This window comes from Streptomyces sp. NBC_01217, assembly GCF_035994185.1.
Taxonomy (GTDB): Bacteria; Actinomycetota; Actinomycetes; order Streptomycetales; family Streptomycetaceae; genus Streptomyces.
This window is the reverse complement of the sequence record NZ_CP108538.1, coordinates 1,582,296-1,594,784: the sequence shown is the minus strand read 5'-3', so window position 1 is coordinate 1,594,784 and position 12,489 is coordinate 1,582,296. Positions and strand designations below refer to the sequence as shown.

Sequence of the window (12,489 nt, the reverse complement as noted above, 5' to 3'; positions counted from 1 at the left end):
TGGCTATCCCTTGATTCCGGACGCGGTGACGCCCTCGGTGAAGTAGCGCTGGCCCACCATGTACGCGGCGAAGATGGGCACGAACGCGATGACGGAGCCGGAGAGCACCACATTGAGCGGCACGTTCTGCTGCTGGAGCGAGGCGATGCCGACGGTGAGGGTGCGCATGTCGGTGGACTGGCCGATGACCAGCGGCCACAGGAAGTCGTTCCAGTGCCACAGGAAGACGAAGACGCCGAGCGTGGCGAGGATCGGTTTCAGCAGCGGCAGCACGATCCGGTGGAAGATCTGCCACTCGTTGCAGCCGTCGAGCCGGGCGGCCTCGAAGAGTTCGTCCGGCAGTCCCTGGATGAACTGCCGCATCAGGAACACCGCCTGGGCGTTGGCCAGGGTCGGCACGATCAGACCCCAGTACGTGTCCACGCCGCCCAGCTTCGCGATCATCGCGAACGTCGGGATCATCGTGACGTGGTACGGGACCATCACCATCGACAGGAACGACCAGAACATCGTCTCCCGGCCCGGGAAGCGTTTCTTGGCGAAGGCGTATCCGGCGAGCGAGGCGAGCAGGAGCACGCCGACGACCGAGACGACCGAGTAGATCAGCGTGTTGACCAGCCAGCGCGGCACGTCCTGGGCGTTCATGACGGTGTCGTACGCCTCGCCGGTCAGCGGCCACGGCAGCAGACTGCCGGGGAACTCCACCGCCGCGGACGGCTTCAGGGAGAGCACGAGCATCGCGTAGAACGGGAAGACCGTCACGATCGCGGCCACCGTCAGCAGCGCGGCGCGGGCGATCCGTCCGGCCGGGGTGGGCCGCATGCCGTACGGGACGGTGTCCTTCCCGGCGAGCTTGCGCAGCCTGCGTCCGGCCCGGCGCACGGCCCGGTCGGGAGCCGCGGGAACCCTGCTCGCGGGCGGCGTCGCGGTCTCTGCGGGTGTGGCGGTCATGGTCACTGGTCCTTCCCGATCACGAGCCGCTGGATCACCGCGACCACCACGGTCAGCACGAAGAGCGCGACACCGATGGCGGAGGCGTAACCCAGGTCGAAGTACTTGAAGCCCGCGTCGTAGAGCTGGAAGACGAGCGTGTAACTCGCGTTGGCGGGGCCGCCCCCGGTCATCGTGTAGACCGCGTCGAAGACCTGGAACGAGGCCGTCGTCTCGATCACCGCGAGGAAGAACAGGGCGGGCTTGAGCTGCGGCAGCACGATGTGACGGAACCGCTGCCAGGGGCCCGCGCCATCGGTGAGCGCGGCCTCCTCCAGCTCGCGCGGGATGTCCTGCATTCGGGCCAGCAGGATGAGCATCCCGTAGCCGAAGCGGGACCAGACGCCGACGATCGCGAGCGCGGGCAGCACCAGCACGTCGTCGGAGAGCCAGGAGCCCTCGGACATCCCGAACCAGCCCATCAGGGTGGACCAGGGGCCGCCGGTCGAGAAGATCCAGACGAAGACGGTGGCGGCCAGCACCAGCGAGGTGACGACCGGCAGGAAGAACACCGACCGGAAGAACTTGGCGCCGCGGAACGCACGGCGGGTGACCAGCGCCAGGGACACCGACGCGATGAGGGTGCCCGGCACGGCGAGCACGGTGTAGAGGACGGTCACCTTCAGGGCCTGCCAGAACAGCGGGTCGTCCCACAGGCGGGTGAAGTTGTCGAGACCGATGAAGCTGCCGCCGCCGGTCAGCGAGTAGTCGGTGAAGCTCATCAGCACACCGGCGACGCCCGGACCGAACCGGAAGGCCAGGAAGAGCAGGAAACACGGAAGGACGAAGAGCAGGCCGATCCGGGCCTCGCGGCGTGCCTGCGGCCCGCTGCGACGGCCCCGGCGGGTGGGTTCCGCGACGACTGCCACGGGGATCTCCTTGCGGTACGGGGGAATTGCGGGGGAGAGGGTGCGGGGCCGGGGGCCGGGTGCGGCCGGACGCCGGCCCGCGGATGGATCAGTGGCCGAGCATCGCCTGCGCGGCCTTCTGCGCGGCGTTCAGCGCCTCCTGCGGGCTCTTCTTGCCCAGCAGCGCTGCCTGGATCTCCGGCGCGAGCACGCCCTGGACCTCACGGGCCTTTTCGTGCAGCGGGCCCACCGTCATGCTCGGCAGCGTCGCGCCGGCCGCCGTCTGCAGCGCGTCGTCCGGGTACGGGTCGCCGCCGGACCTGCGGGCCGGGAAGTAGCCCGCGGCCTTCTGCAGACCGGCCGCGTTCTTCGACTCGGCGACGAAGTTCAGCCAGTCGCCGGTGTTCTTCCTGTCGGCGCCCTTCAGCATCGACAGGGCGCCGACCGTGCCGTAGCCGACCGACTGAACGTCCTTCAGCGGCGGCTGGACGACGATGTTCTCCTTGCCCCAGAACGGCTCGACGTCCGCCGGGGTGTTCTGCCAGGTGCAGGCCACCTTGCCCTTGGCGGTCGGGGTCTGTTCCAGCTTGGGGGTGGTCGTGACCAGGTCCTTGTCGGTGTAGCCGCCGTCGACGAGCTTCCTCAGATACGTCAGGGCCTTGACGCCGGCCGCGTCGTTGAAGGTGACGTTCTTGCCGTCCTCGGAGAAGACGTCGCCGCCGGCCTGCCACAGCAACGGGTAGAAGGTCATGTTCAGCGTCTGCTGGGTGTCACCGCTGTAACTGGTGGCGTAGTAGCCCTTCTCCTTCAGCCTCGGGGCCAGCGCCTCCAGATCCGCCCAGCTCGTCGGGTAGTTCGTCTCGCCGATCGCGGCGAACACCCGCTTGTCGCAGATCAGCGGGTTGGCGCTGGTCAGGATCGGGGTGGCGAGCGCCTTGCCGTCGACCGTGACGGACTTCAGCGCGAAGTCCGTGTAGTCCGACGCGGCGTCGGCCGGCATGTACTCGTCGGCCGGGACGATGCTCCCGGCGTACTTCGGCAGCTGGTCCGGGATCAGATAGACCGCGTCCGGACCCTTGCCGGAGGCGATCGCGGTGGCCAGCGCGGTGTCGCGGTTGGCCCAGGGGAAGGTCTCCACCTTCACCGTGACGCCCGAGTGCTCCTTCTCGAACGCCTTGATCAGGCCGTCCCAGTACGCCTTGTTCTTGGCCTCGTCGAAGATGACCGGGTAGGTCCACATGGTGACGGTGTTGTCGTCGCCGCCGCTGCCGGAACAGCCGGCCAGCACACCGGCGGCGAGCGCGGTGGCCAGGACGGGGGCGGCAAGGGCACGCATTCTGGAACGGCGGGTGATCAGACGGGACATGAGGTGGTCCTCCGAGGACGTGAGGGTGGGGCGGGGAAGAGGGGGAGTCAGGTGGCCGGCACCGTCTGGACGGTGCCGGTGTGCCGGGCGCGTTCGGCGGCGAACGCCGCGAGATGACTGCCGAGCGAGGTGGCGGGACCGGAACGGACGGCTCCGGCGTCACCGGTGGCGACGGCGGTGACGAACGCCTCGACGAGTGCGGCGTCTCCGCCGCCGTGCCCGTCGGCCGCGTTCGAACCGGCCGCGCCGATTTCATGGACGGTGGACTCGCCGGTCCGGAAGTCCTGCACGGTGACCCGCTCACCGTCGCCGGTCAGCCAGCCGTGCGAGCCGAAGATCCGGGTCTGCCGATGCGTCTGCTCGGTGAACGCCACCATCTGGAAGGTCGCGGTCACCCCGTCCGTCAGCTGCATGGCGAGGACCTGGTGGTCGACCACGTCGTTGTCGCTGCGGTACACGCAGATGCCGTACGGCCCCTCGCGCAGCGCCTTGATGAGCCCTGCCTCGTCGGTCGCCCCGGTGACATGGGTGACCGGCCAGACCAAGCCCTTCTCGCGCAGCGTCGGCATGTACAGCTTCAGTGCGCTGTACGGGCAGCCGGACTCGACCGCACAGTCGAGGCAGCGCTCGGCGGAGTCGGCCGGGGCGTTCTCGGGCCGGAAGTGCTTCAGCCCGCCGAAGCTCGTGACCTGTTCGATCCGGCCGCCCATGACGTACGTGATCCAGTCCAGGTCGTGGCAGGACTTGGCGAGCAGCATCGGGGAGGAGTCCTTCTCGCTGCGCCACGGGCCGCGCACATAGCTGTGGGCGTAGTGCCACCAGCCGACCGGCTCCAGATGATCGAGGGAGACCAGCTGACCGAGCACACCGGAGTCCACGACCTCCTTCACCAGGTCGGTGTACGGGGTGTACCGCATGACGTGGCACACCGCGAACAGGACCCCGGCCCGCTCCACGCCCTCGACGATCCGCCGGGTCTCGTCCTCGGTCGGGGCGAGGGGCTTCTCGGCGAGGATCGCGTAACCGGCCTTCGCCAGGGCCAGCACCGGCTCCACATGGAAACGGTCCTGGGTGGCGACGATGACGGCGTCGGCGATGCGGCTGTCGGCGAGCGGCCGCCAGTCGTCGAACTCGACGGGTGCACCGGCGGCGGCCCGCGCCGCGGGGCGCGGATCGGCGACGGCCACCAGTTCGGCGCGCTCGGGGTGCGCCTTGATCCACTCGGCGTACGTCAGACCGCGGTTGCCGGCGCCGACGAGCGCGACCCGTACGGGCCGGCCGGTGATCGGGGTATGCGTGGACACGGGGAATCCCTGGTGCTCGTTGGGTCAGGGCCTATGTGGTCAAAAGCGCAGCGTGGCCGCGGTGTGGGCGACGCGGTCGCCCTCGTCGGGCAGCGCGGTGCGCTCGGTGCCGTCCTCGACGCAGCCGGTGTGCAGCAGATGGCTGGAGGTGCCGCCGAACGCCGTGGGCCGCAGTTCGAGCCGGCCGCCGGTGAAGGTGGAGCCGGTGGCCCGGTAGCGGTTGGGGCCCTCGGTGACCAGCACATGGGCGGTGTTCTGGGGCGCGGTCGAGTCGAGGCCGGTGAGCTGCCAGTCGACGGTACGCCCGGAGCCGGTACGGGCCAGCAGGGCGCCGTCCTTGTTGGTGCCGCTCAGCCGCGTGCCGTCGATGCGCAGCCGCTGGTCCTTCGCCGAGGTCAGCTTCAGACCGGTGTCGCGCAGTTCGCCGCCGAGCACGGTGATGTCGGTGTGCGCGAGCGCGACGGGGGCGGTGTCCTTGGAACCGGTCAAAGTGCACTGGTCCAGGACGAGCGGCCCGGTGCCGTTGAGTACCGCGCCGTCGACGCCCTTCAGCGTGCTGCGGTGCAGGGTGAGCGGGACGGTGACATTGGCCTGGGTGATCTCCGCGCCCGCCGCGAAGGCGAACGAGGAGTCGGCGATCACATTGGGGCGGGCGGACAGGTCGGATGCCCGGGAGACGATCAGCGGACCGGTGGCCGTGCAGCCGCGCATCTGTACACCGTCGGCGTTGACCCAGAGCATTCCGGAGCCGGAGAGGGACTTCTTGCCGATTACCAGCACGTCCTCCAGCGTCAGATCGGTGATCTTGACGCGGGCGACGAACCAGGAGCAGGCGTGCCGTCGTACGGTTATCCGCTTGGCTCTGCCGCCCCAGGCCGCACCGGAGTTGGCGAAGGTCATCAGGCCGGAGTTGCCAGTGTAGACGAGGTCGTGCTCGTACTGCCCGTGCGTCACGAACGGGCCCTGGTCGTCACCGTCGCCGTGGCAGTTGGTGACATAGCAGTAGGCGGAGGCCGTGAAGTCGTTGAGATGACGGGCGTTGGAGGTGTGACAGTCCTCCACGTGCCCGTACAGACAGTAGATCTGCTGGGTGAGATAGCCCGCGCCGCCGTACGTGACGGACTTCGGGTTGGTCAGCGAGCACTGCTCGGTGCGGAAGTACGTGCACCAGCGGCGCATCACCACCGGCCAGAAGGTGCCGACGGCCTCGATCCCGGAGACGTCGCAGCGCACCGCGTACTCGTACGCGACCGGGTGCGAGCCGGTCATCTCGTCTTCGCCCCAGCCCTCGAAGACGAGGTTGCGGACGTGGGCGCGGTCGACGGGCTCGACGCGGGTCCAGGTGAGCGTGCGGCCCGCGGCCAGATCCCAGCCGATCTGGTAGTTGACCCGGATGTGCGCCGGGTCGACGACCTCGGTGACCTGGACGAGGCGCTGGATCTCCTTCTCGTACGTCCCCGAAAGGGCGTTGATCTCCACGGCCCACCACTGGCCCACGGCGAACCCCGCCGAGTCGCCGACCTCGAAGAGGTCCGAGAGGTCCGGCATCGCCGCGCTCAGGGTGTGTTTGACGGTGGTGTCGGTGGGGGTGCCGCGGAAGGAGAGTACGGCGCCGAAGGGGTTGTCGTGGGTGTTCTTCTCGATGCCTTCGGTGAGTATGCGGTGGCCGCCGAAGTCGAGTTCGATGTGGGAGCGGTTGAAGAGGTGGCGTTTGGTGAACAGGAGGTCGGTGTGGGCTTCGATGCGGTGGACGTCGGTGTCGGCGATCATGGCGTCGAGGGCGGCGTCGGCGGGTTGTTCCGCGTCGAAGTGGCCGAAGGTGCGGAAGTCGAGGGTTCCGGTGTGGAGTTGGAGCCAGCGGCCGGTCTTGGCCGTGGTGGGTGCGATGACGGTTCCGCCGTTGTGTGCGGTGTGGGATGTGCGGTCCCAGCGCACGGCCATCGCGCCGCCGTCGCCCGGGGTGTGGTATCCGGCGACCAGGACCTGGGTGCCGTCGTCGAGGGGCTTGGTGTTCAGTGCGCGCAGTTCCGTGACCGTGCCGACGCGCAGGACATCGCCTGTGTGCGTGGGTGCGGCCTGCGCCGGGGCGGTGGCCACGGCCGAACCGGCCATGACCAGACCGGCCAGACCCGAAGCCCGCAGCACAGTACGACGGGACGAAGCAGGGGTGTTGGGGTGCGGAACGCTCATGCGGACTTCGCCTTCCGAGAAGTGCCGAAAATGAGGGAGCGTTCCTGCGGTGGACTGCCATGAGGCGGATGGCTGAAAAGGGCCCGGTCGTCGATTGTTCACGACGCGATGGGCAGGCGCCGGAAGCGGACCGGAAGGGGTAAATCGCCGGTGACGGGCCGATGTCACCGCGGTTGGCAGGGAACCTACGGCGGGTTGCGCCGATCGGTCAAGACCTGAATCCGTCGGAATGTGACGCGTCGGCGTCGGACGCGCCGTCCTGCGCGTCGTCGACCCAGCCCAGCGAGACGCTGATCCGCCGGGCCGCGTCCCTTACCTGGCCGCCCAGTTCCTGGTAGCGCCAGGCCGGCAGACCGAGCTTGAGACCGGTGATGGAGATCGCCCCGGCACACACCGAACGGTCGTCGAAGACCGGCGCGCCGATGCAGATGATGCCCTCGGCGTCCTCCTCGTCGTCCAGCGCGTAGCCGACCCGGGCGATGTCGCGCAGATGCGACAGGAACGTCGCCGGGTCGGTGATCGTGCGGGACGTACGCCGGGGCAGCCCGAAGCGCTCGACGATCGCGGCGGCCCCGCTCTGCGGCATGGCGGAGAGCAGCGCCTTGCCCAGGCCCGTGCAGTGCGGCAGCTCGCGCTGTCCCATCCGCAGATCGAGCCGGACGCGCTCGTCGAGCTCGACCTGGTCCACGACGACCGCGTGGCCGTCCTCGGGCACGGCGAGCCTGGAGGCCATGCCGGTGGTACAGGTCAGCTCGCGCAGGACGGGGTGGGCGACCCCGCGCAGGGAGACCTGGGAGCGGGCCCGGTCGCCGAGCCGGGCCAGGCTCATGCCGAGCCGGTAGCGGCGGTTCATACCCTCGCCGTCGTCCGAGACGAGGCCGTAGGCGCGCAGGGTCTGGAGCATGCCGAAGGCGGCGCTCTTGGAGATGGAGCAGGCCTGGCCGACCTCGGTGACGCTCAGGCCGTTGCCCTGGGCGGGGGCGGCGAGCGCTTCGAGGATGTCCGCTGCCCTGGCCACGCTCTTGACCCAGTACTTCGGTTCTTCTGGGGCAGCACTGTTCGTCATAGCAGAACAGCTTAGTGCCTCCGGGGAGGCCGAAGGACGCTTTCCCTGTGAAGAAAGCCCGGCGACGGGCCCTTCGGTGTCCGGAAAGGGGTTGACCGGCCCTGGTGGCGCACGTAATATCCAGGCACTGTTCTGTTCTACAGAACAGCGTTCAGAAAAAGCGAACGCACCACCCATGCACCACGGATCCCCCTCTTCCTGCGGCGACTGCCGGGCGGATGGCGCCAGGGACTCACAGGCCGGGCAGGGCCTGCGAAAACCGACGACTTTCGACGCAAGGAGCAAGCGATATGAGTTCAGGCCCGGTGGACAGCGAATCCGGAGCCCGACTCGCCGAGCGCGCCCGCCGGGTCGTACCCGGCGGCGTGAACAGCGGTCAGCGCAGCGTTCCCGGACTGACCGACCTGGTCGTCACCGGGACCGACGGCGCCCGGTTCCGTACCGCCGACGGACGCGAGTACACCGACTTCCACTCGGCGTTCGGCCCGCCCCTGCTCGGTCACAACGACCCCGACGTGGCCCGCGCCACCGCCGAGGCCGGCGCCACCCTCGGCCACATGGGCGTCGGCGTCACCGAGGGCGAGATCCTCCTCGCCGAACAGCTCACCGGGCTGATCCCGTCGGTCGAGAAGGTCCTGCTCACCAGCACCGGCAGCGAGGCCACGTTCCACGCCCTGCGCGTCTCCCGCGCCGCCACCGGCCGCCGCCTCGTCGTCAAGTTCCAGGGCTGCTACCACGGCTGGCACGACGCGGTCAGCCTCAACGTCATCTCCGCCCCTTCGAAGGTCGGCGGCCACGACCCGATCTCGGCCGGCATCCTGCCCGAGGTCCTCGAAGCCACCCTCGTCCTGCCGTTCAACGACAGCGAGGCCGTCCGCAGCACCTTCGCCGAGCACGGCTCCGACATCGCCGCCGTCATCGTCGAACCCGTCCCGCACAACGTCGGCGCGCTCCTGCCGTACCAGGAGTTCCTCACCACGCTGCGCGAGGAGACCACCAGGGCCGGCGCCGTCCTGATCTTCGACGAGGTCATCACCGGCTTCCGCCACGACATCGGCGGCTGGCAGAAGATCTCCGGCGTCACCCCCGACCTCACCACCCTCGGCAAGGCCATCGCCAACGGCGCGCCCGTCGGCGCGATCGGCGGCCGCGCCGACCTGATGGACCTCTTCTCCACCCGCCCCGGCGCCCCCGCCTTCTTCGCCGGTACGTACAACGGCCACCCGTCCGTCGTCGCCGCCGCCCTAGCCACCCTGCGCAAGCTGCGCGAGGAGCCGGTCCACGAGCACGTCTTCCGGCTCGGCGGCCGGGTCCGCAGCGAACTGACCGGACTGTACGAGCGCCTCGGCGTCCCCGCCGTCGTCACCGGCTACGGCTCCGTGTTCGTCAGCTACTTCATGCCGGGCGATACCCCCCGCACCTACGCGGACCTGCTGAACAACGACGCCTCGCTCTTCGTCGGCTACCGCCGAAAGCTCCTCGACCACGGCTTGTTCGAGCTGCCGCTCAACCTCAAGCGCAGCCACATCAGCTACGCCCACACCGACGCCGACGTGGACCGCCTCATCGAGGGCACCGAGGCCGCGGTCAAGGCCGTACTCGCCGAAGGCGGCGCCCGCGACCTGGAGAACACCTCCACCATGGGCGGGGCGACCCACTGATGCTCACCGTCAACCGCAGCCGCCCCGCGGGCCCCGCCGGACGGATCACCCGGGTCGAGACCCTGATGCTCGGCACCTCCTGGCGCGACTTCGGCTACGTCCGGGTCCACACCGACGAGGGCCTGTCCGGCATCGGCGAGATCACCCATCCCTACCGGGTCAGCGAGGTCTGCGCCCTCACCGAGGCGCTCGCACAGCGCCATCTCATCGGCGCCGACCCCTTCGACATCGAAGAACTCTGGCTCCGCGTCTACCAGGGCGACTTCCTGCGCGGCGGCGACATCGGCGGCATCGCCCTGTCCGGTCTCGACCAGGCGATGTACGACCTGATGGGCAAGGCGCTCGGCGTGCCCGCCTACCGGCTGACCGGCGGCGCCTGCCGGGACGAGGTGCGTGTGTACGCCAACGGCTGGTACACAGGCGAGCGCGAGCCCGACACCTTCGCCGCCAAGGCGAAGGAGACCGTGGCGAAGGGGTTCACCGCCCTCAAGTTCGACCCGTTCGGCCCCGGGCTGCACGAGCTGGAGCGCGCCGAACTGCGCCGCTCCATCGGCCTCGTGGCCGCCGTCCGCGAAGCCGTGGGACCGGACGTCGACCTGTTCATCGAGGGCCACGCCCGGTTCGCCATGCCCACCGCCGCCCGCCTCGTGCGGGAGCTGGAACCCTTCGACATCGGCTGGTTCGAGGAGCCGATGCCCTGGACCCACATCGAGCGCTACGCGGAACTGCGCCGGCGGGCGGCGTTCCCGATCTCCGGCGGCGAGCACTTCCACAACCGCTACGAGTACAAGCAGCTCTTCGCCACCCACGCGGTCGACATCATCCAGCCCGATCTCTCCATGGCCGGCGGCTTCACCGAGGTCAGGAAAATCGCCGCGATCGCCGATACCCACGGCATGCTCGTGGCCCCGCACAACTCCAACTCGCCGCTCTGCACCACCGTCTCGGTGCACGCGGCACTCGGAATCCCCAACCTGAAGATCCTCGAAACCTTCGACGGGCTCCTCGAAGACCATGTCTTCGACGCCCTCAGGGGCACCCTCCCGATCGCCGACGGCCACATCGGCCTGCCGACAGCCCCGGGGCTCGGTGTCGAGCTCGTCGACGAGGTCTTCGAGGAACACCCGCCCAGCCACCGCTTCTGGAACATGTTCGCGGACGGCTGGGAGAAGCGGAACCGTACATGATCGTCGACGTCCACTCCCATCTCTTCCGGCACAGCCACGACTTCACCGACCCGTTCAGATCCGACTCCGCCCGCGCCCACGCGGGCGAGGTCGACCTCACGGTGAAGTGGGAGGAGTACGCGGCCACCGCGCCCGAGAACACCCGCACCATCGTCGTCGGGGGCAAGGCCCGGCGCAGCGGGCTCTGGGTCGACGACGCCGCCGTCGCCTCGTACGCCGGAGCGCACCCCGACCGGCTGATCGGCTACCTCTCCCTCGACCCCACCCAGCCCGGCTGGCAGGACGAACTCCGCCACGGCCACCAGGAACTGGGCCTGCGCGGCATCAAACTGATGCCGATGTACGCGGGCTTCGACCCGGCGGCCGAGGAGTACGACGAGCTGTACGGCTACGCCGAACGGCACGGCCTCCCGCTCCTCGTGCACACCGGCACGACCTTCGTCTCGAACGCCCCGCTGGAATGGGCGATGCCCCGCCACCTGGACGCCGTCGCCATCCGCCACCCCGAACTGCGGATGGTCCTCGCCCATCTCGGCCACCCCTTCGAGGGCGAGTGCATCGCGGTCATCCGCAAGCACCCGCATGTGTACGCCGACATCAGCGCCCTGCACTACCGGCCCTTCCAGCTCTGGCACAGCCTGCGGCTGGTCCAGGACTACGGAGTCTTCGACAAGCTGATGTTCGGCAGCGACTACCCGTTCACGACGGTCGACGACTCGGCGAAGGGGCTGCGGGAGATCGCCCGCATCCCCGGCATTCCCGGGCTGCCGCCGCTGGACGCGGATGCGGTGGAGGAGATCATCCACCGGCCGTCGCTGGACCTGCTGGGCCTGAACGGCTGACCGGGCCGTTCACCGCAGACCTGCCGGCACGGCGCACGGGACACCCCCTGCGCCCGGGCACCGTACCGGCAGCCGGGCCGCCGCGCTTCCACCCCGTGTCCCTGCGCGGCGGCCCACCCCTCTCCGTACGTATCCGCCCGAAGGAACCCCCGTCATGACCGCAGCCGTCCCGCCCCGCTCCACCGACCGCTTCGACCTGACCGGCCGCACCGCGGTGGTGACCGGAGCCGCCCGGGGCCTCGGCCGGTCCTTCGCCGTCGGACTCGCCGAGGCGGGCGCCGATCTGGTCCTCGTCGACCTGCCGGGCGCCGAGGGCATCGCCCGGACCGCGGCGGCCGTCGAGGCACTCGGCCGCCGGGCCCGCATCCACGGGCAGGACCTCGCGGACATCGACGCGCTGCCCGGCTTCGTCGACGCCGTACGCGCAGAGAACGGACCGCTGCACATCCTCATCAACAACGCGGGCACGGCGGCGCTGGAACGCTTCAACGAGATCACCCCCGCAAGCTGGTCGCACATCATGCGGGTCAACGTCGACGCCGTCTTCTTCCTCAGCCAGCGCATCGCCGAACACATGACGGCGGACTCCGTCGCGGGCCGCATCATCACCATCACGTCCAAGAACGCCCTGGTGGCGGAGGCGGGCCTGGCCCACTACAACGCCTCCAAGGCCGCCGCCCAACTGCTCACCGAGACCCTGGCGGTCGAACTCGCCCCGCACGGCATCACCGCCAACACCCTTGCCCCCGGCATGGTCGAGACCCCCATCGACGGCGAATTCCCCTTCGACCGGGAGGCCTTCGAAGCCGCGTACCGCGCACGCATCCCGCTCGGCAGATACGCACAGCCCGACGAATGCGTGGGCGCGCTGCTGCTGCTCGCCTCGGACGCGGGGGCGTACCTCACCGGGGCGCGCATCGTCGTCGACGGGGGAGTCCTCGCCGACCAGATGCCGCGGATGCGCTTCATGCCGCCGTACCGCAACACGATCTGACCCCATCCAGTACGCACCGAGCACGCATTCAGTACGCACCG

Annotated in this window: 10 protein-coding genes; 4 read left to right on the top strand and 6 right to left on the bottom strand. The window is 69.6% G+C overall.

Annotated elements, in window-relative coordinates; genetic code table 11:
* Positions 1–3: 3 nt before the first annotated feature.
* The 6 genes from OG507_RS06825 to OG507_RS06800 all read right to left on the bottom strand — a co-directional run bounded on the left by OG507_RS06825 (position 4) and on the right by OG507_RS06800 (position 7,764).
* On the bottom strand, positions 4–951 hold the full coding sequence (locus tag OG507_RS06825; RefSeq protein WP_327366239.1) for a carbohydrate ABC transporter permease: 948 nt from the start codon (positions 949–951) through the stop codon (positions 4–6).
* A gap of 2 nt (positions 952–953) precedes the next feature.
* The gene (locus tag OG507_RS06820) at positions 954–1,859 is read right to left on the bottom strand and encodes a carbohydrate ABC transporter permease (RefSeq protein WP_327366238.1); all 906 of its coding nucleotides are present in this window, start codon (positions 1,857–1,859) and stop codon (positions 954–956) included.
* An 88-nt stretch (positions 1,860–1,947) separates the two neighbouring features.
* The gene (locus OG507_RS06815; RefSeq protein ID WP_327366237.1) at positions 1,948–3,204 is read right to left on the bottom strand and encodes an ABC transporter substrate-binding protein; all 1,257 of its coding nucleotides are present in this window, start codon (positions 3,202–3,204) and stop codon (positions 1,948–1,950) included.
* Positions 3,205–3,251: 47 nt separating this feature from the next.
* The gene (locus OG507_RS06810; RefSeq protein WP_327366236.1) at positions 3,252–4,508 is read right to left on the bottom strand and encodes a Gfo/Idh/MocA family protein; all 1,257 of its coding nucleotides are present in this window, start codon (positions 4,506–4,508) and stop codon (positions 3,252–3,254) included.
* A gap of 39 nt (positions 4,509–4,547) precedes the next feature.
* Positions 4,548–6,698, bottom strand: a complete 2,151-nt coding sequence (locus OG507_RS06805) for a peptidase C14 (protein WP_327366235.1) — start codon at positions 6,696–6,698, stop codon at positions 4,548–4,550.
* Positions 6,699–6,906: 208 nt separating this feature from the next.
* Positions 6,907–7,764, bottom strand: a complete 858-nt coding sequence (locus OG507_RS06800) for an IclR family transcriptional regulator (RefSeq protein ID WP_327366234.1) — start codon at positions 7,762–7,764, stop codon at positions 6,907–6,909.
* A 290-nt stretch (positions 7,765–8,054) separates the two neighbouring features.
* Here OG507_RS06800 and OG507_RS06795 point away from each other — a divergent pair, with 290 nt between their 5' ends.
* The 4 genes from OG507_RS06795 (at position 8,055) to OG507_RS06780 (ending at position 12,448) form a co-directional block, all read left to right on the top strand.
* On the top strand, positions 8,055–9,425 hold the full coding sequence (locus tag OG507_RS06795) for an aspartate aminotransferase family protein (protein WP_327366233.1): 1,371 nt from the start codon (positions 8,055–8,057) through the stop codon (positions 9,423–9,425).
* Positions 9,425–10,612 (top strand): mandelate racemase/muconate lactonizing enzyme family protein, encoded by a 1,188-nt coding sequence (locus OG507_RS06790; protein ID WP_327366232.1) that lies wholly within the window; start codon positions 9,425–9,427, stop codon positions 10,610–10,612. Before OG507_RS06795 ends, OG507_RS06790 begins: the two co-directional genes overlap by 1 nt.
* Entirely contained in the window at positions 10,609–11,454 is an 846-nt protein-coding gene (locus tag OG507_RS06785) for an amidohydrolase family protein (RefSeq protein ID WP_327366231.1), read from the top strand. The genes OG507_RS06790 and OG507_RS06785 overlap by 4 nt, the downstream gene beginning before the upstream one ends.
* Before the next feature lie 154 nt (positions 11,455–11,608).
* Positions 11,609–12,448, top strand: coding sequence for an SDR family NAD(P)-dependent oxidoreductase (locus OG507_RS06780; protein ID WP_327366230.1), 840 nt, complete (start codon positions 11,609–11,611; stop codon positions 12,446–12,448).
* Positions 12,449–12,489 lie beyond the last annotated feature (41 nt).